General features: G+C 60.7%; 18 protein-coding genes. 6 read left to right on the top strand and 12 right to left on the bottom strand.

What is annotated here, in order from left to right:
• Positions 1-8: 8 nt before the first annotated feature.
• Positions 9-1,505 carry an ABC transporter substrate-binding protein gene (locus C5L10_RS00360; protein WP_105428041.1) on the bottom strand — a complete coding sequence of 499 codons (1,497 nt, stop codon included), beginning with the start codon at positions 1,503-1,505 and terminating at the stop codon, positions 9-11.
• A gap of 433 nt (positions 1,506-1,938) precedes the next feature.
• On the opposite strand from C5L10_RS00360, the gene C5L10_RS00355 reads away from it, so the two are divergent.
• Genes C5L10_RS00355 through C5L10_RS00345 form a run of 3 tightly spaced genes read left to right on the top strand, consistent with a single transcriptional unit; the run spans position 1,939 to position 5,205 of the window.
• The gene (locus C5L10_RS00355) at positions 1,939-3,129 is read left to right on the top strand and encodes an exo-alpha-sialidase (RefSeq protein WP_105428040.1); all 1,191 of its coding nucleotides are present in this window, start codon (positions 1,939-1,941) and stop codon (positions 3,127-3,129) included.
• Complete coding sequence (gene pdxA / locus C5L10_RS00350) at positions 3,129-4,076, top strand: 4-hydroxythreonine-4-phosphate dehydrogenase PdxA (protein WP_046632351.1); 948 nt, start codon at positions 3,129-3,131, stop codon at positions 4,074-4,076. The genes C5L10_RS00355 and pdxA overlap by 1 nt, the downstream gene beginning before the upstream one ends.
• A 10-nt stretch (positions 4,077-4,086) precedes the next feature.
• Complete coding sequence (locus C5L10_RS00345; RefSeq protein WP_105428039.1) at positions 4,087-5,205, top strand: iron-containing alcohol dehydrogenase; 1,119 nt, start codon at positions 4,087-4,089, stop codon at positions 5,203-5,205.
• A gap of 46 nt (positions 5,206-5,251) precedes the next feature.
• Here C5L10_RS00345 and C5L10_RS00340 read toward each other — a convergent pair whose 3' ends face one another.
• Together C5L10_RS00340 and C5L10_RS00335 are read right to left on the bottom strand one after the other, a co-directional pair.
• The gene (locus tag C5L10_RS00340) at positions 5,252-5,956 is read right to left on the bottom strand and encodes a FadR/GntR family transcriptional regulator (RefSeq protein WP_046605933.1); all 705 of its coding nucleotides are present in this window, start codon (positions 5,954-5,956) and stop codon (positions 5,252-5,254) included.
• 3 nt (positions 5,957-5,959) lie between these two features.
• Complete coding sequence (locus tag C5L10_RS00335; RefSeq protein ID WP_105428038.1) at positions 5,960-6,988, bottom strand: four-carbon acid sugar kinase family protein; 1,029 nt, start codon at positions 6,986-6,988, stop codon at positions 5,960-5,962.
• A gap of 345 nt (positions 6,989-7,333) precedes the next feature.
• Here C5L10_RS00335 and C5L10_RS00330 point away from each other — a divergent pair, with 345 nt between their 5' ends.
• Positions 7,334-13,558: a HAMP domain-containing protein gene (locus C5L10_RS00330; protein ID WP_172716881.1), complete on the top strand. Its 6,225-nt coding sequence runs from the start codon at positions 7,334-7,336 to the stop codon at positions 13,556-13,558.
• 10 nt (positions 13,559-13,568) lie between these two features.
• Complete coding sequence (locus C5L10_RS00325) at positions 13,569-15,245, top strand: response regulator (RefSeq protein ID WP_105428036.1); 1,677 nt, start codon at positions 13,569-13,571, stop codon at positions 15,243-15,245.
• Positions 15,246-15,280: 35 nt separating this feature from the next.
• Here the strand turns inward: C5L10_RS00325 and C5L10_RS00320 are convergent, their stop codons facing one another.
• From C5L10_RS00320 to C5L10_RS00285, 8 genes are all read right to left on the bottom strand, one after another.
• The gene (locus C5L10_RS00320; protein ID WP_105428035.1) at positions 15,281-16,351 is read right to left on the bottom strand and encodes a Gfo/Idh/MocA family protein; all 1,071 of its coding nucleotides are present in this window, start codon (positions 16,349-16,351) and stop codon (positions 15,281-15,283) included.
• Positions 16,348-17,370 (bottom strand): Gfo/Idh/MocA family protein, encoded by a 1,023-nt coding sequence (locus C5L10_RS00315; RefSeq protein WP_105428034.1) that lies wholly within the window; start codon positions 17,368-17,370, stop codon positions 16,348-16,350. The genes C5L10_RS00320 and C5L10_RS00315 overlap by 4 nt, the downstream gene beginning before the upstream one ends.
• Before the next feature lie 5 nt (positions 17,371-17,375).
• Positions 17,376-18,671 (bottom strand): Gfo/Idh/MocA family protein, encoded by a 1,296-nt coding sequence (locus C5L10_RS00310; RefSeq protein WP_105428033.1) that lies wholly within the window; start codon positions 18,669-18,671, stop codon positions 17,376-17,378.
• Positions 18,668-19,762, bottom strand: coding sequence for an ABC transporter ATP-binding protein (locus C5L10_RS00305; RefSeq protein WP_105428032.1), 1,095 nt, complete (start codon positions 19,760-19,762; stop codon positions 18,668-18,670). The genes C5L10_RS00310 and C5L10_RS00305 overlap by 4 nt, the downstream gene beginning before the upstream one ends.
• A 12-nt stretch (positions 19,763-19,774) precedes the next feature.
• Entirely contained in the window at positions 19,775-20,653 is an 879-nt protein-coding gene (locus C5L10_RS00300) for a carbohydrate ABC transporter permease (RefSeq protein WP_371411901.1), read from the bottom strand.
• A gap of 19 nt (positions 20,654-20,672) precedes the next feature.
• The gene (locus C5L10_RS00295; protein WP_105428030.1) at positions 20,673-21,566 is read right to left on the bottom strand and encodes a carbohydrate ABC transporter permease; all 894 of its coding nucleotides are present in this window, start codon (positions 21,564-21,566) and stop codon (positions 20,673-20,675) included.
• Between the two features lie 72 nt (positions 21,567-21,638).
• Positions 21,639-22,922, bottom strand: a complete 1,284-nt coding sequence (locus C5L10_RS00290) for an ABC transporter substrate-binding protein (RefSeq protein WP_105428029.1) — start codon at positions 22,920-22,922, stop codon at positions 21,639-21,641.
• 116 nt (positions 22,923-23,038) lie between these two features.
• Positions 23,039-24,157: a glycoside hydrolase family 105 protein gene (locus tag C5L10_RS00285; RefSeq protein ID WP_105428028.1), complete on the bottom strand. Its 1,119-nt coding sequence runs from the start codon at positions 24,155-24,157 to the stop codon at positions 23,039-23,041.
• Positions 24,158-24,214: 57 nt separating this feature from the next.
• Between C5L10_RS00285 and kdgR the strand changes: the two genes are divergently transcribed.
• A complete protein-coding gene (kdgR, locus tag C5L10_RS00280; RefSeq protein WP_245447873.1) occupies positions 24,215-25,138 on the top strand; it encodes a DNA-binding transcriptional regulator KdgR in 924 nt (307 codons plus the stop codon).
• 47 nt (positions 25,139-25,185) lie between these two features.
• On the opposite strand, the gene C5L10_RS00275 is transcribed toward kdgR, so the two are convergent.
• A complete protein-coding gene (locus tag C5L10_RS00275) occupies positions 25,186-25,947 on the bottom strand; it encodes an SDR family oxidoreductase (protein ID WP_105428027.1) in 762 nt (253 codons plus the stop codon).
• Positions 25,948-26,026: the final 79 nt, after the last annotated feature.

The raw sequence follows: 26,026 nt of genomic DNA, 5'->3' as shown, positions 1-26,026 counted from the left end.
TCCGCTGACTATTTGATGCCGATCTCGGACAATTGCAGCATCGAATTTGTAGCGATGGTCGGTTTGAACTCGATACGCGGCGAAACGCGCGAGAAGCCGACCATGTGGAAGAGAAGGCCGTCTGCAACCACGTCGTCATGCAGGTAGGCGATCAGCTGCGACCAGAGCTTCGCACGTTCGTCGCCGACTGCTGCCGAGGCGCGCTTGATCAGGTCGTCGACCTTGGGGTCGGAAAAGCCCGACTGCGTCCCCTGCGATGCGTATTTGAAGAACATGGTGAAGGACGGATCACCCTTGGAATTGTCGTGCATGGCGGCGACGATGATCGGGCCACGACCTTCCTTGAAGGGCTTGGAATAGTAGCTCTCGTGCTCGGCCACTTCCACGAACTTCAGATCGACCTTGAAGCCGACTTCCTGGAGCTGTGACTGAACCGCTTCCATGATTTCGGTGACGTTCGGGAAGTTGGCCGTGCGGGCGATCAGCGTGATCGGCGTGTCGACCTTCACGCCGGCGGCCTTGGCCTCCGCGAGAAGCTTCTTGGCGCCTTCCGGATCATAGGAGAACACCTTGACGTCCGGATTCCAGCCTTGCGTGGTCGGCGGAACCAGCGCCGTCGCCAACACGGCACCATCCGGCACCAGCGTGCCGATGAACGCCTGACGATCGATGGCCAGATTGAGCGCCTTGCGAACCCGCACGTCGTTCAGCGGCTGAATGTTGTGGTCGAGACGCAGATAGACCGTCTCGCTGTCGAGATAGGAGAAGTCGGTCTTCGGATCGGTTGCGTCCAGCTGCGAGATCGACGGAGAAAGGTCCGCTTCACCGGCCTTCACCATCGCCGCACGCACGGACGGATCGGAGCGGAAGAGATAGGTCGCCTCGGTCACCTGCGGCTTGGCGCCCCAATAGTCGCTGCGGGCGGCCAGCACGATCTGCTGACCCGGCGTCCAGTTCTTCAGCGCATAGGGGCCGGTTCCGATCGGCTCGCGAATGAATGCGAGCGGAGTTTCTTCCGGAACGATCGTCACCAGCGACATCAGCAAAGGCAGGATCGGCTGAGCCGGGTCGGCCTTGAAATCGATCGTGTAGGGATCGACGACATTGGCGCTGATCTTCATGCCGCCGAAATAGCGGCGGGATTCGCAGGCGTTCTTGTCGCTCATCACGCGATCGAAGCTGTGCTTCACGTCCTTGGCGTCGAACGTCGTCCCGTTGGAGAACTTGACGCCCTGGCGGAGATGGAACCGCCAGCTGCCGTCCTGGGTCTGCTCCCATTTTTCGGCAAGGCGCGGCATGACGCCCTTCTTGCCGCGCACATCGAGCTCGGTCAGGGTTTCGCTGACATTCTCCATGATGATACGGCCGATATTGGAACGGGTCGCCATGCAAGGCTCCAGCAGATCGGCTTCTTCGGGCAGCACGATCTTGATAGGACCGGACCCCGCGTAAGCCGGCGCGAGCGCAGATCCAAGGATCAGCGCGGTCATCAGCATCTTCTTCATGTGGTTCACCTCCCAAGTGAATATAAATTGATCAGACACCGTTCCTATCGACCTGCCGTGGCCCGGTGGATGAACGGCTGATTTGGTGACTGGCGAGCCGACCCGCAAAGGAAGACCGATGGCGATTTAGAGGCTCTATCGTGGGGCGTTCGGGCCTTGGACCGAAAATTTTTCCCGACGGCAGGGCCATATATTCGCTGCACCGCGTTCGCCTCCTCCTCCTGTGCTATTCTCCTCCAAACCATGTTCTGTCCCGCACACTTTGTCAAATTATTTTGCAATGTAATTTTTCGAGAAAAATTCATTCGTAAAAATACCGTTATTTTCCAGATTGTTATGTTGGTCCAGATGCTCGAAGCCTGCGGCTGATGCATATTATAAAACTTGACAACTTTGTGTTTCTGGCAATTCTCAGCGCCGAGAGGAGAGCTTTATGAGCCCTGATGAAATAGCGGCAGCAATGACCGGCAAGGTACGAATGACCGCCGGCAGGCACGAAGCCTTCCTGCCTTCCCCCATGGTGCAGAACCATGCAAGTTTCCTGCATCTCCTGGCTGACGGCGCGTTGATCTGCGCCTGGTTTGGGGGCTCGCTGGAAGGCAAGTCCGACATATCCATTTTCGCGTCCGTCCTGGTGCCGGGCTCGGACCTCTGGGGTTCGCCGCAGAGGTTGAGCTTCGATGACGCGCATTCCGAGCAGAACCCGGTTCTGTTTGCCGCGCCCGACGGCCGGCTCTGGCTTTTCCACACGTCGCAGCCTTCCGGCAACCAGGACGAATGCCGTATCCGCATGGCCGAGATCCGGCGCAATCAAAGCCACCCGACACGGTTGGCCGCGGAGGCGGGGGCTTATCTCGACCTGCCGAAAGGATGTTTTGTCCGGGCTCCGCTGACGGTGCGGGATGACGGCGCATGGCTTCTGCCGATCTTCCGCTGCGTTCAGCGGCCGGGCCAGAAGTGGAATGGAAGCCATGACACGGCGGCAATCGGGATATCCACAGATGCCGGGAGAACCTGGCGCCTCGAAGAATTGCCGCAATCGACCGGCTGCGTCCACATGAGTCCCGTCGCCTTGCCGGCAGGCGGTCATGCGGCATTTTTTCGCCGGAGGCAGGCGGATTTCGTCTACCGGAGCGAAAGCGCCGATGGCGGCCGATCCTGGTCGGTGCCCGAGACAACGGATGTGCCGAACAACAATTCCTCGATCGCGGTTGTTCGCCTGAGCGATGGCCGGCTGGCGATGATCTGCAATCCGGTAAGCGCGGCTCAGTCCGGCGATCGCCGTGCTTCGCTTTACGATGAACTCGGTGAGAGTGACGAAAGACCCGATGCCGATCCCACGGGCGGTTGCGTGCCCGTCTGGGGCGTGCCGCGCGCGCCGGTCAGTGTCTGTATTTCGAGTGATGGTGGTCTAAGCTTCCCAGTCCGCATTCTGATTGAAGATGGACCAGGCACCTGCCTGTCCAACGATTCCACCGATGGCCGCAACAAGGAAATGTCCTATCCGTGGCTACTGGAAGCGCCGGACGGGACCCTGCATATCACCTATACCTATCACAGGCGGGCAATCAAATACGTGAGCCTGGCTTCGGGCTGGGCAGACGCGACTGACGGGAGAATTTGATGAGCAATATCATTGGTATCACCATGGGAGACCCCTGTGGCGTCGGTCCGGAAGTAACAGTCAAGGCGCTGGCCGAGATGTCCGACGCCGATCGCTCCGCAACACGGGTCTATGGCAATCTGCTGACGCTGGAGGCGGCCCGCGATGCGGTCGGGGTCGCGCTCGACCTCACGCCTTACGTGGTCGATCTCCCGGTGGAGGGAGCGCCTCTGCCCTGGGGGCAGTTGTCAGCGGTCGCCGGCGATGCGGCGTTCCGCTTCATCGAGCGCGCCGTACGCGATGCCGAGGCCGGTTCGATCGGTTGCATCGTCACGGCGCCGATCAACAAGGAAGCCCTCAATCTTGCAGGTCATCACTACGATGGCCATACGGGCATGTTGCGCAGCCTCACCGGCTCGGCAGCGGCATACATGCTGCTGGCGTCCGACCGTCTGAAGGTGATCCATGTCTCCACGCATGTTTCCCTGCAGGAGGCTATCCGGCGCGCCACGACGGAACGGGTTTTGGCGACGATCCGCGCCGGTGACGCGCATCTGAAACGCATCGGTTATGAACGTCCGCGCATTGCGGTTGCCGGCATCAATCCCCATTGCGGCGAAAACGGCCTTTTCGGCACGGAGGACGACGATCAGATCGCCCCGGCCGTGGCGGCCGCCCGCGCCGAAGGCATCGAGGTTCAGGGTCCGATTTCCGCCGATACGGTTTTCCACCGGGCCTATTCCGGCGCCTTCGATCTGGTCGTCGCGCAGTATCACGATCAGGGCCATATCCCGATCAAGCTTGTCGCCTTCGACACGGCCGTCAACGTTTCTGTCGATCTGCCGATCGACCGCACCTCCGTCGATCACGGCACCGCGTTCGATATCGCCGGCAAGGGGATCGCCAATCACGGCAACATGAATTCTGCCATCGCCTACGCGCGCAAGCTCGTGGCCGGAGCCCGGTAAGGAAAGCGTCATGGCCATTGCACCCATCACACTCCACCAGCCGCTGCGCCTCGCCGTCGGGGCCGGCACGATCAGCCACGTTGGCGTCTGGGCTGGCGACGTCGCCTCGACCCTGGTCATCGCGACGCCGATCACGGCTGGTTTCGCCGACCGTCTGCAGTTACCCGGCCGATTTTCCGTATTCGACGCCATTCCGGGCGAGCCGGATACCTTGACGCTGGACGCTGCGCTGGCGGCTGCCCGCAAGGCTCGACCGCAACTGATCGTCGGCCTCGGCGGTGGATCTGTGCTGGACGTCGCCAAGCTTGTCGCGGTGCTGTGGGATTCCGAGCAGACCCTCGAAGACGTTGCCGGTCCCAATCGCGTCGCCGGTCGCCGCACGCGGCTTGCGCAGGTCGCGACCACGGCGGGTACCGGCTCGGAGGCGGGCATCCGTTCGCTCATCACCGATCCGGTCAAGCGGACCAAGATCGCGGTCGAAAGCCAGCATATGATTGCGGATTTCGCGGTGCTCGACCCTGAGCTGACCCATTCGGTACCTCCGGCCGTGACCGCCGCGACGGGTGTCGATGCCATGGCGCATTGCGTCGAAGCCTTTACCAACCGCCGCGCCCACCCAATGATCGACGGCTTTGCGCGCATGGGATTCGGGCTTGTCGGCCGATATCTGGCGCGGGCGGTGAAGGACGGGGAGGACACGGAGGCTCGCGAAGGACTGATGCTTGCTTCCTATTACGGCGGCATTTGCCTCGGTCCGGTCAATACGGCGGCTGGCCACGCAATCGCCTATCCACTGGGGACGCGGCTCAACCTGCCGCACGGTCTGGCGAATGCCATCGTTTTCCCGCATGTACTGGCTTTCAACCAGTCTGTCGCTGCCGCGAAGACTGCGGAAGTGGCTGCAGCACTCGGGCTCGGTGACAATCTCTCCTCCGACGAATTGCGGTCGTCAGCATGCGATTTTTGCGGAGCGCTTGGCATCCAGATGTCGCTGGCGGCTCATGGCGCCAGGCAGGAGGAGCTTCACCTCTACGCTTCGGAGGCGCATGCGATCCGTCGGCTGATGGATAACAACCCGGCCGAAATGAGTGTCGGCGATGTGCTGGGAATCTACGAGGCGGCATTTTGAAGTGCCGATCATCCGGCTGCGAGTTGCCGGATGACATCTACGGGTTTCACCGGTGCGACGATTGAAACAGCCGTTCGCGTGAACCTTTCAAGTGGTCCAGCATCAACTGCCGCGCCGCTTCCTGGTCTCCGCGTGTGATTGCATCGGCAATCGCCTCGTGCTCGCCGAACACTTTCGCCAGCCCGGTTGCCTCTCTTTTCACGGAGGCGCCATGGAATTTCATCCCCACGGCAATGTGATCCTTCAGGGCCTCCATCGCCGTCGAGAAGTAGTTGTTCTGAGCCGCTCGCGCGATAGCCAGATGGAACTGGTAGTCGGCGTCTTCGCGATGGGCCTGGCGGTTCGTGGCATCGCGCAGCAATTCCAGGGCCCGCGTTATGGCCGCCAGGCTTTCCTTGTCGTGACGCACTGCCGCTGCTGCCGCAGCCGCAGGTTCAAGCGTCATGCGAAACTCATAACAGTTGAGGAGATCGGCAACGTTTTCCAACTGGCCGAATCCGAGCGGCTCACGCAGGCCGAGCGCACGCACGAAGCTGCCGGCACCGCGTCTCGAATAGATCAGTCCCTGCTCGCGCAACCGTCTCAGCGCTTCCCGAATGATCGGCCGAGACACTTCGAATTCGTTGGCCAGTTCATGTTCGGTCGGCAACCGTTCGTCCGGCCTGTACGCCCCCGATTTGATCGCGCGCAACATCCGCTCAAAGACGATATCGGGAAGGCCCTTGCGGGCAGTGCCGCTCTCAAGCCCCATCGTTCAAACCTTCTCGCCCATGGCTATTCTTGCTATCTCGCACAATGTGCCCGGTGTGCCGAATCCGCCGGATTTGGCGATGATGCATTGGCCATCGACATAAGCCAAGCCAAGGCCTGGCAGACATTCGCCGAGAAGCTGGAATCTCGAGACATTCATTGCCTTCAGGACAGCCTCGGCAGTCGCGCCGCCTGACAGAAGCAGAGTGGCGACCGGCGCAGTCATGACCGGGACTATGCTCGCCGCCAGCCGGTCCGATACCAGAAGCGGCGGATCGTCCTTTCCATCCGGCGTGGCCTGAATAAGCGTCACGGAATGCTGGGGCCGTGCTATCCTTTCCAGGCGCCCGTTCGGCGCGGCAATGTAGTCAGGCACGATCGCCCGCCGCAATTCCTCGACTTGCGCCAGCGTGATCGGATCTCTCGAGCCGATGACAAAAAGGGCAGGGCCGGGTTCAGGGAGGGCCGGTTCGGCGCGTTGGCGGCCGGTCATGTGAAAGGCCAGCGCCTCGGCGAGACCCCTGGCGCCGACAAGAAGATCTGCCCCAACCTCGCGGCCAGTTGCCAGAGCCGCAGACATGTCTTCCTGTGAAAGGGTATCGGGAATGATGGCGCGTTCCGCGTGAACGCCAAGCGCGTAGGCGACATTCAGCGGCTTGTCCAGGCCGAAACCTTCAACAAATCCCGTTCGGACATTCCGTCCGAAATCAGGTATCGCAGGTGCGACAAGCGCCAGATGAAAAGGTGTGGCGTCGAGTTCGGCGGCGATATTGCCCTTGAGGCGGGAATCGATCTTCTTGAACAGAACGATGTCCGACGGCAGGGACGACAGGGCCGCAGCGGTCGCCTGTCGCGCAGCCTCCGCCCCGACTTCCCGAGATCCGAGGTTAACTGAAAGAACCGCGGGCCTCAGTTGCAAGGCCGACTCGATAGCCTCGACGCTCAACGCGATTTCGGTATGCAAGCCCCTGCCGGCAAACGGCGCCGCGCAATCAAGCGCGCCAGTCAGATCGTCGGCAAGAATAACCAGCATAATGGACCACATAATCTGTTGTTATCTTTTTGAGCCGAATTTGCTCGTATTGTCAATTGTATAACTGCAGTGTCTGACAAATTTTGCGGTGGCTCGCGCGCCGGGATGGGTTGGCCAAGCCATATTTCCCGAGGTCTTCCCGTGCTGCAACTCGGTGTCCCTCAACGGTGCGAAATTTCCCGTTTGACAACGGGGCCGGGGTGCGCCCGGCCTGTAGTCTTTTTGAAATCCTGCGCTAGATTAAATTGCACTTTAAGGCAGGGGGCTTCGGTGAGTAGACAGGGCAATGACCTTCAGCGCAGCGGCGTGGATTCGGATGACCTTTCGGATGTAGATGTGGCGGTGATGGCGGACGAAGACGCCCGCGCCCTGCTTGAAGCCCTCCTGGCGATGAGGCGAGGAGACTTTTCGGTGCGGATGCGGTCCGACATGACCGGCGTCACCGGAAAAATTGCAGATACATTGAACGATATCATCGCGGCCAACCAGAAGATGGCGGCGCAGCTCGAAAATGTCGGTCAGGTGGTCGGGCGGGATGGACGCACCAGCACGCGCGTCAGATTTGGCCTTTCCGATGGGGCCTGGGCGGACATGGAAGGGTCGATCAACACCCTGATCGACGACTTGCTGTGGCCGACGACGGCGGTTACCCGGACGATCACGGCGGTCGCCAAAGGCGACCTGCTGCAAACGGTTCCGCTTGACGTCGATGGGCGCCCGCTGAAAGGGGAGTTCCTGCGTTCGGCCGAGATCGTCAACACGATGATCAAGCAGCTGAGCGTGTTCACGTCCGAAGTGACGCGTGTCGCCCGCGAAGTCGGGACGGACGGAAAATTGGGTGGGCAGGCTCAGGTTCCGGAAGTCACCGGCGTTTGGAAAGACCTGACCGAGAGCGTCAATTCGATGGCCTCCAACCTGACCGCTCAGGTCCGCAATATCGCAGACGTCACGATTGCAGTCGCCAACGGCGATCTTTCCAAAAAGATCACCGTCGACGTTCGCGGTGAAATTCTGCAGCTGAAGGAAGCCATCAACACGATGGTCGACCAGCTCCGTTCCTTCGCATCGGAAGTGACGCGCGTTGCCCGAGAGGTCGGTACGGAAGGAAAGTTGGGTGGCCAGGCGCTCGTGCCGGGTGTCGCCGGCACCTGGAAGGATTTGACCGACTCGGTCAACGCAATGTGCGGTAACCTGACGGCGCAGGTGCGAAATATTGCCCAGGTCACGACCGCCGTCGCCCGCGGCGACCTTTCACGCAAGATCACCGTCGATGTGTCCGGCGAAATCCTTGAATTGAAGGAAACCATCAATACGATGGTGGACCAGCTCAACGGTTTTGCCGGCGAGGTGACGCGCGTTGCCCGCGAAGTCGGCACTGAAGGCCGCTTGGGCGGCCAGGCCCAGGTGCCGGGCGTCGCCGGAACCTGGAAAGACTTGACCGACAACGTCAACTCCATGGCATCCAATCTTACGGCCCAGGTCCGCAACATCGCAGAAGTGTCGACGGCGATCGCCAATGGCGACTTGTCGAAAAAGATCACGGTCACGGTTTCGGGAGAAATCCTGGAGCTGAAGGAAACCATCAACACGATGGTGGATCAGCTCAACGCATTTGCCTCGGAAGTAACGCGCGTCGCCCGCGAAGTGGGAACGGAAGGACGACTCGGCGGCCAGGCCAACGTTCGCGGCGTCGCCGGCACCTGGAAGGACCTGACGGAGAACGTCAACTCCATGGCCGGGAACCTGACGGCACAGGTCCGTAACATCGCCGAGGTCTCTACGGCAATTGCCAATGGCGACTTGTCAAAGAAAATCACCGTCGATGTGAAGGGTGAAATCCTGGAGCTGAAGCAGACCATCAACACCATGGTCGACCAGCTCAATGCGTTTGCATCGGAAGTAACGCGTGTCGCGCGCGAAGTGGGGACCGAGGGTCGGCTCGGTGGCCAGGCGAATGTGCGCGGTGTCGCCGGAACCTGGAAGGATTTGACCGACTCGGTCAACTCGATGGCCTCCAACCTCACGGGCCAGGTGCGAAACATCGCCGAAGTCGCGACCGCCGTCGCCCAGGGCGACTTGTCGAAGAAGATTACCGTGACGGTATCCGGAGAAATACTGGAGCTGAAGGAAACCATCAACACGATGGTGGATCAGCTCAACGGCTTCGCCGGCGAGGTGACGCGTGTCGCGCGCGAGGTCGGGACGGAAGGGCGACTTGGGGGCCAGGCGAACGTTCTTGGTGTTGCCGGCACCTGGAAGGATTTGACGGATTCGGTCAATTCGATGGCGGGCAATCTGACGGCCCAGGTCCGCAACATCGCCGAGGTCTCGACGGCGATCGCCAACGGCGACCTGTCACGCAAGATCACCGTCGACGTGAAGGGTGAAATTCTTCAGCTGAAGGAAACACTCAACACGATGGTGGATCAGCTCAACCGGTTCGCCTCGGAAGTGACCCGTGTGGCGCGCGAAGTGGGGACCGAAGGCAAACTCGGTGGCCAGGCTCAGGTGCCGGGCGTTGCCGGCACCTGGAAGGATCTGACCGAGAACGTCAACTCGATGGCCTCCAACCTCACCGGTCAGGTGCGCAACATCGCCGAAGTGACGACCGCGGTCGCAAGAGGAGACCTGTCGCGCAAGATCACCGTCGACGTGAAGGGTGAAATCCTCGAACTGAAGAATACCATCAACACGATGGTGGACCAGCTCAACGCCTTCGCCGGTGAAGTGACGCGCGTGGCGCGCGAAGTCGGCACCGAAGGCAAGCTCGGCGGCCAGGCGCAGGTGTCGGGTGTCGCCGGCACATGGAAGGACCTGACCGACAGCGTGAACTCGATGGCCGGCAACCTGACCGCCCAGGTCCGCAACATCGCCGAGGTCGCCACCGCGATCGCCAATGGCGACTTGTCGCGCAAGATCACCGTCGACGTTCGCGGCGAAATCCTCCTGCTGAAGGACACGCTCAACACCATGGTCGACCAGCTACGGTCGTTCGCGGGTGAAGTGACGCGCGTGGCGCGCGAGGTCGGCACCGACGGGCGCCTTGGCGGCCAGGCGGTCGTGCCGGGCGTCGCGGGAACCTGGAAGGATCTGACCGACAACGTCAACCTGCTTGCCGCCAATCTCACCACACAGGTCCGCAACATCGCCGAAGTGACGACTGCCGTCGCGCGAGGCGACCTGTCGCGCAAGATCACGGTGGATGTGAAGGGCGAAATCCTGGAACTCAAAAATACCATCAACACGATGGTTGACCAGCTCAACGCCTTTGCGGGCGAAGTCACGCGCGTGGCCCGCGAAGTCGGCACCGAGGGCAAGCTCGGCGGCCAGGCGCAGGTGCCGGGCGTCGCGGGGACGTGGAAAGACTTGACCGACACGGTCAACGTCATGGCCGCCAACCTGACCGAACAGGTGCGCGGCATCGTCAAGGTGGTGACGGCGGTTGCCAACGGCGACCTCAAGCAGAACCTCACCGTCGCATCCAAGGGCGAGGTCGCCGCGCTTGCGGAAACCATCAACAACATGACCAATACACTCGCGACCTTCGCCGACCAGGTCACCACGGTGGCCCGCGAAGTGGGCGTGGAAGGCCGCCTTGGCGGTCAGGCGAACGTGCCGGGCACCGCCGGTACATGGAAAGACCTGACTGGCAACGTCAACCTGCTGGCGGCCAACCTGACCACCCAGGTCCGGGCTATCGCCGAGGTCGCAACCGCCGTGACCAAGGGCGACCTGACGCGGTCGATCCAGGTGGAAGCGCGCGGTGAAGTTGCCGAACTCAAGGACAACATCAATACGATGATCGGCAACCTGCGCCTGACGACGGAGCAGAATACCGAACAGGACTGGCTGAAGACGAATCTGGCGAGGTTCACCAACATGCTCCAGGGGCAGCGCGACCTGACGCTGGTCGGGAAAATGCTGCTTTCGGAACTGGCACCCCTCGTCGGGGCACATCAAGGCGTGATCTACCAGGTGGACGCGGAGGATCGCCAGCCAACCCTGTCTCTCCTGTCCAGCTACGCGGACGGGGTCGGTGCGGCCCATCCCCGGCGCCTGGAATTCGGTCAGGGCCTGGTGGGGCAGTGCGCGATCGATGCCCGTCGCATTCTGGTTACCAATCTTCCCGACAACGTCGTTCCCATCAGCTCGGGGGTTTTCTCGGCCCTTCCCAAGAGCGCCATCGTTCTGCCGGTTCACTTCGAAGGACAGGTCAAGGCGGTGATCGAGCTTGCTTCGGCCGGCGAATTCACCGAGCTGCAGCTTTCCTTCCTCGACCAGTTGACGACCTCGATCGGCATCGTGCTCAACTCGATCGAGGCGACGATGCAGACGGAAGGCCTGCTCAAGCAGTCTCAACAGCTTGCGACCGAGCTTCAGACGCAGCAGAGGGAATTGCAGCAGACCAACGAGCAGCTTGAGCAAAAGGCGCAGCAGCTCGAAGAACGAAATGTCGAGGTCGAGGCGAAGAACCAGGAAATCGAGCAAGCGCGGCGCGCACTCGAAGAAAAGGCGACCGAGCTGGCGCTGACATCGAAATACAAATCCGAATTCCTCGCCAACATGTCGCACGAACTGCGCACGCCGCTCAACTCGATTCTGATCCTCGGCCAGCAGCTGGGAGAAAATCCCGACGGCAACCTCTCCGCCAAGCAGGTGGAGTTTGCAAAGACGATCCATGGGGCGGGCACCGATCTCCTCAACCTGATCAGCGATATTCTCGACCTCTCCAAAATCGAGTCGGGGACCGTTTCGGTCGATGCGGAGGAGATATTCATCACCAACTTGCTGGAGATGATGTCGAGGCCGTTCAGGCATGAGGCGGAAAACCGCGATCTCAGCTACATGGTCGAGATCGGCGAAGAGGTGCCGAGAAGCATCATCACCGACTCCAAGCGGCTGCAGCAGATCCTCAAGAACCTGTTGTCCAACGCCTTCAAGTTCACCGCGCAGGGCGGCGTCACGCTGAAAGTCGCTCCGGTCACGGAAGGGTGGTCTCCGGATCATCCTTCTCTCAAACATGCCCCGTCGGTGATTGCCTTCGAAGTCTCCGATACCGGTATCGGCATCCCGCCCGAAAAGCAGCGCATCATATTCGAGGCGTTCCAACAGGCGGATGCCTCGACCAGCCGGAAATACGGAGGCACCGGGCTAGGTCTTGCGATCAGCCGCGAGCTCGCGAGCCTGCTTGGCGGCGAAATCCAGCTGCGCAGCACGCCCGGCGTCGGCAGCACGTTCGTACTCTTCCTGCCGCTGACATATGTCGGCGCTTCCCCCGCGCCAAAATACCTGCCGGCACAAAGCAACGTGGTTCAGCTCGCGGAAGCGGCCGCGGCACGGCGTGCCGACAAATCCATGGAACAGGTCGAAGACGATCGTGGCGCAATAAACCCCGGGGACGCGGTTTTGTTGATCGTCGAGGATGATCCTCATTACGCCCGCGTGCTTGTCGATCTGGCTCATGACAGCGGGTTCAAGGTCCTGGTGACCGCGCGCGGCAGCGAAGCGTTGGATTTTGCGCAGGAATACAAACCCGCCGCGATATCCCTCGACATCTTCCTGCCGGACATGCTCGGCTGGACGGTGCTGAGCCAGCTCAAGCAGAGCGCGGCGACGCGGCATATTCCGGTCCAGATCATCAGCCTTGATGAAGACCGTCAGCATGGCCTGACGCGCGGCGCCTTCGCCTTCATGAGCAAGCCAACAACTACCGACAGCCTCGGGAAGGCATTCCTGCGGCTGAAGAACTATGCCGAACCTCGTCGCAAGCGGCTTCTGCTCGTGGAAGACAGCGAGGCGGAGCGGCTGAGCGTGACTGCCCTGCTCAGCCATGATGACATCGACATCGAAAGTGTAGGCTCGGGCGCCGAAGCGCTGGCTGCGCTCAAGCAGGACCCGGCCGACTGCGTCGTTCTCGATCTTACCCTACCGGACATGTCAGGCTTCGAAGTTCTCGAAAAAATCCGCGACGACAGTGACATTGCCGAGGTTCCGGTCGTGGTATTCACGGGCCGCGAGCTTTCGCTAGAAGAGGACGCCCAGCTACACACGATGGCGCGCAGCGTCGTCGTGAAAGGTGTGGAGTCGCCCGAGCGTCTCCTGGATGAGACTGCATTGTTCCTCCACCGGGTCGTTGCCGATATGCCGGCCGCCAAGCAAGCGATGCTGGAAGAACTTCACAGTTCCGACGAGGATCTGATTGGTGAGACCGTTCTGCTGGTGGACGACGACGCCCGCAATATCTTTGCTCTCAGCAGCGTTCTGGAGCGGCGCGGAATGAGGGTTCTGACAGCGACGACCGGCAGCGAAGCCATCGACGTCATTCACAGGGAGCCGGCTGTTGCGATCGTTCTGATGGACATCATGATGCCTGGAATGGACGGTTACGAAACAATGCAGGTGATCCGTTCAGACCCCAGGTTCCGGCGCCTGCCCATTCTTGCGCTGACCGCAAAGGCGATGAAGGGAGACCGCGAAAAGTGCCTGGAGGCGGGTGCGTCGGATTATCTGGCAAAGCCGGTCAATACGGAGCAATTGCTTTCCGCGCTCCGCATGTGGCTGCATCGTTAGGGATATGGCCATGAACCCCGTCAATATCCTTCTCGTGGACGATCAGCCGGCAAAGCTCCTGAGTTATGAAGTCGTGCTGCAGGAACTTGGCGAAAACCTGATCAAGGCCCAGTCGGGCAGGGAGGCCCTGGAGCATCTCCTGCGCAACGATATCGCGGTCATTCTCGTGGATGTCTGCATGCCGGAGCAGGATGGCTTCGAGCTCGTCAGCATGATCAGGGAACATCCCCGATACCAGCATACGGCGATCATTTTTGTGTCGGCCGTCATGATGGCGGAACCGGACCGGCTGCGGGGCTATGCGGCGGGTGCCGTCGACTATGTCTCCGTACCCATCGTTCCGGAGGTTCTGCGGGCCAAGGTTCGGGTATTCGCCGACCTGTACCGGAAGACGAGGGAACTGGAGCGGTTGAATGCCGAACTCGAGGATAGGGTTCGGGAACGCACCGCCGAACTCGAAGCGTCCTCGAACCAGCTCCGTCAGCTCAATGAAGAGCTCGAAGAGCGGATCGACCAGAGGACGCGCGAGCGCGAAGAAGCGCTTGCGCAATTGTTCGAGGCGCAAAAGCTGGACACGATCGGCCAGCTGACCGGCGGCGTCGCCCACGATTTCAACAACCTGCTGATGGCGGTGCTGGGTAGCTTGAACCTCCTGAAGAAGCGGCTTCCAATCGATGAGAAAAGCGAACGGCTGATCGCCAATGCGATACAGGCAGCCGAGCGCGGCGCGGCTTTGACCCAACGGCTGCTGGCCTTCGCGCGCCGCCAGGAATTGAAGCCGCACGCGGTCGATTTCGCCGAACTTTTCGAAAACATTCAGGACCTCCTGAGCAAGGCGTTGGGACCTGGGGTCGATATCGGAAAAGATATTCCGCCACGGCTTCCACAGTTGTTGGTCGATAGCAATCAGCTCGAACTTGCTCTCCTCAATCTGTTCGTGAACGCGCGCGACGCCATGATCGAGGGCGGCACGATCATGGTGTCCGCAGAAGAGAAAGATGTATCGAGGCACGGCCGCCTGGCCGCGGGTCGATACGTGCGGATTTCGGTTTCCGACACCGGAGAGGGCATGGACGAAGCGACCGTCACCCGCGCGGCCGAGCCGTTTTTTACAACGAAAGGGCCTGGAAAGGGGACAGGTCTGGGCCTCTCCATGGTGCACGGCCTGGCGGCTCAATCGGGTGGCATCCTGGATCTGTCGAGCGTGAAAGGAGAGGGAACGACGGTATCGCTGTGGCTGCCGGTCGCCGAAAATATTGCGGTGGCGGCGGTGTCACCGGAGGCTACACCGCCAGACGCTGCTCCCAATGTGCCGCATGCGCTGACGGTGCTTGTGGTCGACGACGATACGCTTGTCAGCATGGGAACGTCGGCAATGCTGGAAGATCTTGGCCATGTCGCCACGGAGGCATCCTCGGCCGCCGCGGCGCTCGAAATTCTTGGCTCTGACCAGAAGTTCGACCTTGTCATCACGGACCACGCCATGCCGGGCATGACAGGCGCGGAACTGGCGCGCCGGATCCTCGCCTCCTATCCGGGTTTGCCGGTGATCCTCGCCTCCGGATATGTTGAACTGCACGAAGATCACGGGCTTTCAGATCTGCCGCGGATGATGAAGCCCTTCACTCAAGAGCAACTTCAGACGGCAGTGCATCGCGCGGTGGCTGAGCGGGCGACGGCCGCCTGAGCGACCCTTTCGGGCTTCGCGACTGTCTGTCCTGTTCAGGCCGGCAGCCAGCCCGCGGCGAGGGGGTGATCTGCGGAAAGCGGCAGGCGTACGACCTGGCCTTCCCTTGCCGATGCGTAGATCGCCGTGACAAGCTCGATCGAGTGATAGCTTTCCTGAAGCGACGGCAGGTAAAGGTCAGGTTCGCCGGCAAGTCGTGCATGGACATCCGCGAATAGTCCCGGAAATCGCGGAAGGATGTCGGGTATATCTCGTGTTACCGCATCGATCTCGGGCTGCCGCGACGGGGCGGTGGCTTCGAACTTCCACGGTCCTGCCCCTATCTGATAGGGTTCCGTGCCCGAGGTGACCGTGACATGCTCGAAACACATCCTCAGCCGCGAACTGTTTCCGGCCGCACCCAAGGTGACCGAGGACGTGATCAGCGCCCCCGCTGCGGTGCGCATCGAAAGCACGGCGCAATCTTCGGTCTCGATGGGATTGACGCGCGTATCGAGGAAGGCGGCAACCTCCACGACGTCTCCCGCGAGATGGGTCGTCAGGTTGTGGATATGGCACGCATGACTGACGAGCACGCCGCCGAGCTCGCCTTTCCAGGTGCCCCGCCAGCGCTCTGCGTAATAATCGGATCCGCGTTGCCAGTGTGTCTCCAGTGCCACCACGTAAGGCCGGCCCAGGAGACCCCGGACCTTCAATTCGTGTGCTGCCCGGTAGCCGGCGCCATAACGGTACTGGAATACGGGAAAGACCTGCCGCCCCGTTCGTGCGGCAAGCTCAGCGATCCGGCGCACCTCGGTTATTGAACCGGCAAGCGGCTTTTCGCAGACCACGTGCTTTCTTGCCTCCAGTGCGGCAAGCGTCATCGGCGCATGCAGCTGTGGCGGCAGGCAGATGTCGACCAGATCCACGCAGGGGTCGGCGAAGACCTCGCTGATGTCGGCAACCACCCGGCTGCCCGGAGCTTGTTGCGCCGCGTCCTCGGCGCGAGGCCGGTTGAGATCACAGACGTAACGGACCTCGAAAAGATCGGCCAATTGCACATAAGCGGCGATATGGGCCTTGCCTATACCCGCGCCGATGACGGCGACACGGATGCGCTTCGTCATCGGTCTTTTTTCTCTTCGGCGAGGAGTTGCGCCTGCAGTCCCAACCGCGTCGCAAGCAACGCATGGGACTGGGGCATGGCTACCTCGGTGCGCCTTTCCACATCGGCAACCAGACGGGCGAAGAAGGGTTTTCCGGCGCCTTTCGCCTCGAAACGCTGCACGCCCCTTTTATCGACCAGAAAAACGTGGTCTTGGCCGTCGTGACCGGCGATATCGATGTATTTGCGCAACTCGATATAACCTTCCGTCCCCAGAATGGTCATCCTGCCGTCGCCCCAAACGGGAAGACCGTCGGGCGTCAGCCAATCCACCCGGGCATAACCCCGGCCGCCATTGCCTTCCAGAAGCACCTCGCCAAAATCCTGAAATCCGGGCCGGTCGGGATTTGCGACATTGGTCACATGGGCGGAAACAACGCGTGCGTCGGTCGAGCCGGTATAATGCAGGAACTGGTCGAACTGATGGGCACAGATATCGGCAAGAATCCCGCCGCAGCGGGTCCTGTCCCAGAACCAATCCGGCCTGAGATGCGCATTCAAGCGATGCGGTCCGAGACCGACCGTCTGAACGACCTTGCCGATCCGGCCTTCGGCGACCAGCTGATCCGCCAGGGTGGCGCTCTCGACGGAGACGCGTTCGGAAAAGGATACGACCCAGCGCCGCCCGGTTTCCGAGACGGTGCGCTGGATGTCTGCCAGCTGTTCCAGGCTGGTGCAGCCGGGTTTATCGACCAGAACGTCCTTGCCATGGCCCATTGCTGCCACTGCGATATCGGCGCGTTCGCTGTTGATTGCGGCCGACAGGACAAGGCCAATGCTCTCGTCCTCGAGGATGGCCTGCATCGGCCGGGCGGGCAGATCCGGATAGGTTTCCTGGAATGTCTTGCGGACCGCCTCCGGCGTCTCGTCGCCGGTCGTCCATGCAACGAGCGTGGCGCCGGCGTCCAGCATGCCGTTGATCATGCCGTAGATATGGCCGTGGTCTATACCGATGACGCCGATGCGAAGGTTAAAAGCCATGGGAACTACCCGTTCAGGTGGATGCCGCGAGCGCGAAGCATGGATTGGATGTTGACGAGCGAACCCGTCTCTATGGAAGCGTTGGCGGCGATGCCGGTGAGGATGGACCAGGCGCCGGCAACATGATCGGAGGCACGGCCGTAGGGATCGGGCTGCATGCTTTCCGGATCAAAGATATAACCCAGCATGACCGGATCCGCGCCGCCGTGATCCCCGGCAGCCTTCGGAACTGCAAGCTGGCGCGGAGGCTCGCCGGCCAGGTGAAGTTCCGTGGTGATCGCGTCTTCATCTGCATGGGCGCGTTTGCCGCCGAACACCCCATGGACCTCGACATGGCGATGGGTGATGTCGCCCTTGGTGCCCTGGAACTTGATCTCCAACCCTTCCCAGGGTGAATAGGCCGTCAGGGTGTAATTGGCGGTGACGCCCGACGCATAGCGGATATGCGCCTGCATCGTATCTTCGATGCCGATATCTTCGTCGAATACGCAAAGGTCGCGGAAATAGCCGTCTTCGTGTTCAGCCTCGACGTAGAGATTACGCAGGTTTTCGTCGGCGGCAAGGTCGAGCCGGAAATCGCACTTGTGGGCCACGGGACAGTCGCTGCAGCGTGGCCCACGGCCCGCGAGACCAAGTTCGACCGCCGTTTCCGGTCGATAAAAGACCCGACGGCCGGAGGCCAGCACTTCCGTCGGCGCGGTCCCCAGCCACCAGTTGAGAAGATCGAAATGGTGGGTTGATTTATGGACCAGGAGCCCGCCGGAATTCTCCTTCTGGCGGTGCCAGCGGCGGAAATAATCGGCGCCGTGAACCCGGTCGAGGTGCCAGCGGAAATCGACCGCCGTCACCATGCCGATCGCCCCGGACGAAATCAGTTCCTTGATCTGGGTGCGCGCCGGCGAATAGCGGTAGTTGAAGGTCACGGTCACCTTCCGGCCCGTGCGCGCCTGGGCATCGACGATCTGCTTGAGACGGCTGAGATCGATCGTCAGCGGCTTTTCGCAAATGACGTCGCAGCCGGCCTCGAAGGCACGAACGATATAATCGGCATGCAGGAAATCCGGCGTCGCGACGACAATCGTATCCGGCTTCTGCTCCGCAATCAGCCGGTCGAAATCGGCGGCGAGGTAGGTGGCGACGCCGTTCGTTCCGGGCTTTGAAGCCGCTCGCGCCGCTTCGCTGAGGCGATGCGCGTTGCTGTCGCAAAGTGCAACGATCTCATGTTTGTCGGCATAATCTTCAACAACGGAATTGCGGAACATCTGATGCCGTGAACCGCATCCAACAATGGCTATCTTCACTTTGCCTGGCTTTCCTTCTGAGTGGGTTCGATGCGTTTGCCTGCGCCATCGAAATAGTGGAGGTCGGAGAGGTCGAACCCGATGCTGACCGGGTCACCCATCCGGTAGGGCACTCGCCCATTGTCGCTGGCCAGCAGGACCTGGCCTGAAGACAGGGTGATATGCAGCAAGGTCTCGCTGCCAAGGTATTCCACCAGCCGGATCGTGCCTTCGCCTGTGACATCGCCATTGCCGACGCGCAGAGACGAAGGCCGCACGCATAAAGTCAGCGCCTGATCGTCGGTCGGAAGCTCGGCAATCGCAAAATCGGGCATGCCGGCCACCGACACCACGGTCCTGCCCGCTTGGCGCGTTGCTTTCGCCTGCAGCATGTTGATCTTCGGAGAGCCGATGAAGCCGGCTACGAAGAGGTTTTGCGGCCGGGTATAGAGTTCCTGGGGTGTGCCGAGCTGTTCGATCTGGCCACCCCGCAGGACCACGATCCGGCTTGCCATGGTCATTGCTTCCACCTGGTCATGGGTCACATAGATCATGGTGGTGCCGAGGCGGGCGTAGAGCGAGGCCAGTTCCGCCCGCATCTGCACGCGCAATTCAGCGTCCAGATTGGAAAGCGGCTCGTCGAACAGGAAAAGCTGCGGCTCGCGCACGATCGACCTGCCGATTGCCACCCGCTGCTTCTGGCCACCGGAAAGCTGGCGGGGCTTGCGGTCCATGAGCTGCTCGATTTGCAGGATGCGCGCGGCCTCTGCCACCCGCCGCTCCACCTCGGTGCGCGAGACCTTGAAGTTCTGAAGACCGAAGGCCAGGTTCTTGCGAACGCTCATATGGGGATAGAGAGCGTAGCTTTGAAAGACCATGGAAAGCTCGCGCTTCGAGGCGGGCAGATCGTTGACGACCTTTCCGCCGATCGAGATCGTTCCTTCGCTGATGTCTTCGAGGCCCGCGATCATCCGAAGGAGCGTCGACTTTCCGCAGCCTGATGGACCGACGAGAACAAGAAACTCGCCGTCGTGGATGTCCAGATTCAGCCCCTGGATGATGGACAGCGCCCCATAGCGCTTGCCGACGTTTCGAAGCGTCAATCCTGCCATGCGTCTTGTTCCCTATTTCATTCCGGAGGTGGCGATGCCGCGCACGATGAGTTTCTGGAACAGGACGAAGAAGATGACGACCGGGACCAGTGAAAGAACCGACATCGCGAACATCTGGCCGTAGGCGGACTGGCCTTCCTGATCGAGGAAGAGGCGAAGCGCCAGGGGCACGGTGTAGCTCTTGATGTCGTTGAGGTAGATGAGCGGGGCGAGGAAATCCTCCCAAACCCAGATCAGCGAAAAGATCGCGGCCGTGCCCATGGCCGGCAGCGAAAGCGGCAATATAATTGCCCAATAGATCTTGAAGGGCGAGCAGCCGTCGATCATGGCCGCTTCATCCAGCTCGCGCGGCAATTGCCGAAAGAACTGCACCATCAGAAAGATGAAAAAGGCATCGGAGGCGAGGAACCGCGGCACCACCAAGGGCAGATAGGTGTCGACCCAGCCGAGGTTCAGGAACTGAACATATTGAGGGATGAGAACCACGTGATAGGGGATCATCAGGGTCATCATCATCAGCGCGAAGAAGAAGCTGCGCCCGGTGAAACTCAATCGCGCAAAGGCGTAGGCCGCGAACGAGCAGGAAACCAGATTTCCGATCACCGACAGGCCCGTGACGATCGCCGAATTCACATAAAAGACGGTGAAAGAGATCGGCAGGGCGTACCAGCCCTTGGTGTAGTTCTCGAACCGAAACTCGGAAGGCCAGAGCGTCAGGCTGCCGAAGATCTCGTTTTCCGGCTTGAAGGAGGACGCGAGCAGCCAGAACAGCGGATAGAGCATGACGCATGACACGATGATCAGGAAGATATGCTTGAGGATCCGGCCGTTGCGGTTTTGTCGGTCGCGCTTCAGCCGCAGCTCGTGAGCTACGCCCGCGGCCTCGTCCATCTGGATGGCGAGCTCCAGATCAGTCGCGCTCGTTTTCATAGTGCACCCAATATTTGGAAGTGAAGAAAGCGATCGCGGTGAAGGTGGCTATGATGACCAATAGGAACCAGGCAAGCGCCGATGCATAACCCATGCGGAAGAATTTGAAGGCTTCGTTGAACAGGTAGACCGTATAAAACAGGAGGCTGTCCGCCGGAGCGCCGGTACCGTTGGAGATGATGAAGGCGCTGGAAAAGGTCTTGAAGGAATCGATGGTCTGCAGCACCAGATTGAAGAAGATCACCGGGGCAAGAAGCGGCAAGGTGATGCGGGTAAATTGCCGCCAGCCCGGCGTCCCGTCGATTTCCGCTGCCTCGTAAAGATCGCGCGGTATGCCGCGCAGGCCCGCCAGGAAGATCAGCATCGGCGAGCCGAACTGCCACATGGCCAGCACCACCAGCGTGTAAAGCGAGGTATCGGGATCGGTGATCCACGAGGCTCCCTGAATTCCCGCCATCGCCAGAACCTGATTGACCACACCGTCGGCAGCGAAAAGCTGGCGCCACAGGATGGCGATGGCAATGGAAGCGCCCAGCAGGGACGGCAGATAGAAGATGGCTCGGTAAAGGCCGATCGTGCGCAGGCCCTTGTCGAGCAGCATTGCGACACCGAGAGCCATGATCAGGCGGGCGGGCACGGCCAGCGCAACATAGGTAAACGTCACTTCCAGCGCTTTCCAGAAGCGCCGGTCCCGCGTGAACATGTATTCGTAATTGCCCCAGCCGATCCATCGCGGCGCGCTCACCATGTCATAACGGGTGAAGGAAAGATAAAGCGACGCAAGGATAGGCCCAAGCGCGAGCAGGAAAAATCCGATCAGCCATGGAAGAAGAAACACATAGGCCGGTGCATTGCGGGCAAAAAAACGTTTCATCGAAACGACCTTGTTGTCGGAAGAGAGGCCCCGGCGGCAGGTGCCGCCGGGGCCTTGATATTCCCGCGCCGATTACTGGGCGCGCTCGATGATTGCCTGGGCATCCTCGATGAAGGTGCTGGCGGCTTTCGCGACTTCCACCTTGCCAAGCACGACATCGGTGCCGATACGCATGAAGGCGTCTCGCACCTCTCCCGCTCCCTTGGGGGCGGGGACCGGCAGCGGGCCGACCTTGCTTTGGATCGCGGTGAAATAGTCGACGGAGAGCTTCTCGACTTCCGTGAGCTTCGGGGCCAGCGCTTCACGGATTTTCGGCGAACAAGGAATGCCGCGCTCGAGGCCGAGAATACCGGTAATTTCAGGATCGTTGACCCAGGCATTCATATAGGCAATTGCGGCCTCCGTATCCTTGGCGTCCCGGCTGAGAGACAGGAACATCGAGGGCTTGATGAACTGGCCAGGCTTGCCGCCCGCCTTGTGGGGCACCATGGCGGCGCCGATCTTGTCTTTTGCCACAGCCTGGATGCCGACCAATTGGTTGGACCAGTAGTGAGACATGGCGGTGTCGCCGACGGCAATGCCCGACTCGGCGATCGGCGGATCGAGAATGACGGTCTTGTTCTTGTCGCGAACGACCCCCGCCTTGCGCAGATCGGCCCACATCTGCCACCAGCTGGTGACGTCGCCGGCTGTCGCCGTGACCTTGCCGTCGGGGCTGTAGAATTCCCGACCGTTCTGGCGAACCCAGGATTCGAAGGTCTCGATCATCAGGGACAGATCGTCCGACCCCTTCATCTTGCCGCCGGATTTGGCGGTAATCTTTTCGCATGCCTTGGCGAAGTCGTCCCAGGTCCAGTTGATCAGGTCGGCATCGATGCCCGCTTCCTGGAAGGCGCGCTTATTGTGGACCATGACCTGGCTGTTCGAGCCGATGTTGAGAGCATAAAGCTTTCCATCGACCTTGCCGCCATCAAGAGGCCCCTTGTCGAAGTCGGCGATCATCAGGCTCTTGCCGACGAATTCGTCGAGGGGCTTCAGCGCTCCGCGATTGACGTATTCGAACAGGAACCGGTAGTCCATCTGCACGAGGTCGGCCATGTTCCGGCCGGCGGTCTGGGTCGCCATTTTGGTCCAGTAGTCGCCCCAACCGATCGTTTCGCCGGAAACTGCGATGCCGGCGTTTTTCTTCTGGAATGTGTCGATGACGGCAAAGGTGCGCTTGTCGCGCTCCGGATTGCCCCACCAATAGTGCCGAATCGAGCGATCGGCAGCAAACGCCGGCATGGCCGGAAGCGTGGCAGCGGCGGCAGTCGCTCCCATGGTGCCCAACAATGCTCGTCTTGTCAGTTTGGTCATTTCGTCCTCCTCCTTCTAACCCGTATCGCCTCGTGGGCGCCGGATGCGGTTGTTCATGGCTTGTTGCATGCCGGCTCCTCCTGCCGGACACGCCCATTCTTCCTCGGCGCAGCTCGCTAGATGAAGCTGCGCAAAAGCTCGGTCAGGCAGAGCATCGCCATCGCCTGCCCGTAGGGCATGGACGTCAGCTTGATCTGCCGGTAGAAATCGAGATCACCGCCCATCGCTGTGCCGAAAGAGACCTGCTGGAGCTCTCCCTCGGGGCTGATGTTGTCGATCACGCCTTTCATGGCTTGCTCGGCGGTTTCCAGATACTCGATGCCCAGATACCGCTTGCGTACGCCCTTCATCAAACCATAGGCGAAGCCGGCGGTCGCCGAAGCTTCCAGATAGCTCGACCTATCATCGACCAGCGTGTGCCACAGGCCCGATGGGTGCTGGTGGAGTTTCAGCGCCGCTGCCTGCCGGCCGAGCAGGGACACGAGATGGCGGCGGAGGGGATCGTTTTCGGCAAGGTCCAGGAGTTCGATGAATTCCGGAATGGCGATGGTGATCCAGCTATTGCCGCGTGCCCATCTGGCGCGGGCAAAATTATGATTGCCGTCGAACGTCCAGCCGTGGAGCCAGAGGCCGGTCTGCGTGTCGCAGAGATATTGGGCGTGGACCAGGAACTGGTATTTTGCCTCTTCCACGAACTCCGGCCGTTTGAGCACGAGGCCGATCTTGGCAAGCGGCAGCACGCTCATCATCAGCGTGTCGTCCCACATCTGCTGGTCATTGACGCTGTTATAGACGATGTGCTGCAGCCCGCCTTCGCGGGTCCGCGGCATCTCGTGCATCACCCATTCGGCCCATGTTTCCAGGTAGGGCCGCCACCGAGGATCCCCCGTAAGTTCATAGAGATGGGCAAGCGTCAGGAACGGGGCGACCGTGTTGATGTTCTTTGTGGGGGTACCTTCGGAAAGCCGGGCTTCGAACCAGTCGACGATGATCTCCATCACCTTCTGATTGCCGGTCAGCTGCCAATATTTGAGAAGGCCAAACAGCGCGACGCCATGGGTCCATTCCCAGCCCGCCCAGCCCTTGGTGTCGATAACCCGGCCGTCATCGAGGCGCAGAAGGAACTCACCGGTGCGATCCTCGATATGGATAAGGTTATCGATCAGCCGATCGATGAGACCGCAGACGTCGCTGCGCTGGATCAGGTGTTGCTTTTGCCGCAGCAGCGGATGCATGCCGCCGTCCTCCCAAATATTCGGAACGTTATTCCGGATTTTAGGAAATCACACTCCATGCGGCTTTTCAACTGTGTTTTTCCGTGTTTTCTTCTGGCGAGGCAGGATCTCCTAACGCCCATCCTTTATCTTGACACGGGTTTCTGCAAATTCCAGAATGAGGTTTCAAAAAAAATAGAACATGCTATGTCAGAGCTGAACCCAAAAACCGAAAATGTCGCCGCCGTTCTTAAGGTCTTCGCCGTGATGGAGGCGTTGGTCGAGGGAAAGAAGGTGAGCCTGGCCGATCTCGCTCAACGAGCCATGACGTCGAAGACCACGGCGCATCGGTTGCTGCAGACCATGGTTGAACTCGGCTATGTGGAGCAGGATGCGGAGACGGAAAAATATGGATTGACGCTGAAGCTGTTCAGCCTCGGCGCGCGATCGCTGACCGAGCAGACGGATCTGCTGCGTGTGGCGGATCAGGCCATGGGAAAGCTTTCCAGGGTGACCGGCGAGTCCGTCAATCTGGGCATTCTCGATGATCGCGACCAGAAGGTCGTCTACATTCACAAATACGATTCCGCCTACAGTCTCTCGATGAAATCGACGCTCGGGCTGCGTAATCCGCTGCACAGCACCTCGCTTGGGAAGGCGCTTCTTGCATGGCGCGACGACGACGAGATCCGGGAGCGGATCAGCAAGATGGAACTGACGAAGCTCGCGCCGCACACTATTACCGATCCGCAGGAATTGTTTGCCCAGTTGCAGATGGCGCGCAGTCGTGGTTTTGCCGAAGAGGTGGAAGAGAGCGAGGCGGGCGTGCGATGCATGGCGGCGCCGATCTTCAACTACCTCGGAAAACCGATTGCTGCGCTGTCGATTTCCTTTCCGATGTTCCGCTTCGATGAAAGCAGGAAATCCGAATATGTCGACCTCCTGCGCACGGCAGGGCTCACCGCCTCCGCCGGGCTCGGCTACCAGCCTGCAAAGAACTGACGCCTGGCGGCTTCAACGCCCACCGGACATTGCGGAAGCGAAGCGGCTCAAAGAGCCGCAAGGATGCCACCATCGACATAGAGCACCTGGCCGTTGACGAAATCCGATGCTGGAGAGGCCAGAAAGATCGCTGCACCGGAAAGTTCCTCCGGCTGGCCCCAGCGGGCGGCGGGCGTGCGGTTCTTCACGAAGGCGTCGAATGCCGGATCGTCCATCAGCGCGCGGTTCATCTCGGTGGCAAAATAGCCAGGGCCGATGCCGTTGACCTGAATGTTGTGGTGAGCCAGTTCCGTCGCCATGCCGCGGGTCAGCATCTTCAGCGCGCCCTTCATTGTCGTGTAGGGCACGACGGTCTTGCGGCCGACTTCGCTCATCAGCGAGCAGATGTTGATGATCTTGCCGCCACCGCGCTCGATCATCCCAGGCAGCACCGCTTGCGAGGGAAACACCGCGCCCATCACGTGGGTGTTGAACATCCGCCGCCACGTTTCGGCACTGTGCTCGAGGAACGGTGCGCGGATTTGAATGCCGGCATTGTTGACGAGGATATCGACGCCGTCGAGGCCGGCGAACGTTGCCTCCGTCTCATCGGCCATGGTGATGTCGCAGACCAGCCCGGAGGCCTCGTACCCCTCCGTCTTCAACTGGTTCACCGCTGCGGAAAGCGTCGCCTCGTCGCGTCCGTTCAGCGTGACCCGAGCTCCGGCGGACGCAAGTCCGCGTGCCATGGCAAGGCCGAGGCCGCGGCTCGAACCGGTGAGGACGGCGTGGCGACCGCTCAGATCGAAAAATGTATGTCGGACGTTCATCGAAATTTCTCCCGCATGGCCTGAATACCGGGAAAGGCATCCATAAGATAATCGTGACGAGGATAAAGGCACTGGATCA

The sequence above is a fragment of the Neorhizobium sp. T6_25 genome, assembly GCF_002968555.1.
In the GTDB taxonomy this organism is placed as follows: domain Bacteria; phylum Pseudomonadota; class Alphaproteobacteria; order Rhizobiales; family Rhizobiaceae; genus Neorhizobium.
The sequence above is the reverse complement of the archived record's forward strand: the minus strand, read 5'-3'. Positions and strand labels throughout refer to the sequence as shown.

Bases quoted from the DNA above. Each gene is read 5' to 3' on its own strand.
- C5L10_RS00360 (WP_105428041.1), bottom strand. From the start codon at position 1,505: ATGAAGAAGATGCTGATGACCGCGCTGATCCTTGGATCTGCGCTCGCG.
- C5L10_RS00355 (WP_105428040.1), top strand. From the start codon at position 1,939: ATGAGCCCTGATGAAATAGCGGCAGCAATGACCGGCAAGGTACGAATG.
- pdxA (WP_046632351.1), top strand. From the start codon at position 3,129: ATGAGCAATATCATTGGTATCACCATGGGAGACCCCTGTGGCGTCGGT.
- C5L10_RS00345 (WP_105428039.1), top strand. From the start codon at position 4,087: ATGGCCATTGCACCCATCACACTCCACCAGCCGCTGCGCCTCGCCGTC.
- C5L10_RS00340 (WP_046605933.1), bottom strand. From the start codon at position 5,956: ATGGGGCTTGAGAGCGGCACTGCCCGCAAGGGCCTTCCCGATATCGTC.
- C5L10_RS00335 (WP_105428038.1), bottom strand. From the start codon at position 6,988: ATGCTGGTTATTCTTGCCGACGATCTGACTGGCGCGCTTGATTGCGCG.
- C5L10_RS00330 (WP_172716881.1), top strand. From the start codon at position 7,334: ATGGCGGACGAAGACGCCCGCGCCCTGCTTGAAGCCCTCCTGGCGATG.
- C5L10_RS00325 (WP_105428036.1), top strand. From the start codon at position 13,569: ATGAACCCCGTCAATATCCTTCTCGTGGACGATCAGCCGGCAAAGCTC.
- C5L10_RS00320 (WP_105428035.1), bottom strand. From the start codon at position 16,351: ATGACGAAGCGCATCCGTGTCGCCGTCATCGGCGCGGGTATAGGCAAG.
- C5L10_RS00315 (WP_105428034.1), bottom strand. From the start codon at position 17,370: ATGGCTTTTAACCTTCGCATCGGCGTCATCGGTATAGACCACGGCCAT.
- C5L10_RS00305 (WP_105428032.1), bottom strand. From the start codon at position 19,762: ATGGCAGGATTGACGCTTCGAAACGTCGGCAAGCGCTATGGGGCGCTG.
- C5L10_RS00300 (WP_371411901.1), bottom strand. From the start codon at position 20,653: ATGGACGAGGCCGCGGGCGTAGCTCACGAGCTGCGGCTGAAGCGCGAC.
- C5L10_RS00295 (WP_105428030.1), bottom strand. From the start codon at position 21,566: ATGAAACGTTTTTTTGCCCGCAATGCACCGGCCTATGTGTTTCTTCTT.
- C5L10_RS00290 (WP_105428029.1), bottom strand. From the start codon at position 22,922: ATGACCAAACTGACAAGACGAGCATTGTTGGGCACCATGGGAGCGACT.
- C5L10_RS00285 (WP_105428028.1), bottom strand. From the start codon at position 24,157: ATGCATCCGCTGCTGCGGCAAAAGCAACACCTGATCCAGCGCAGCGAC.
- kdgR (WP_245447873.1), top strand. From the start codon at position 24,215: ATGCGGCTTTTCAACTGTGTTTTTCCGTGTTTTCTTCTGGCGAGGCAG.
- C5L10_RS00275 (WP_105428027.1), bottom strand. From the start codon at position 25,947: ATGAACGTCCGACATACATTTTTCGATCTGAGCGGTCGCCACGCCGTC.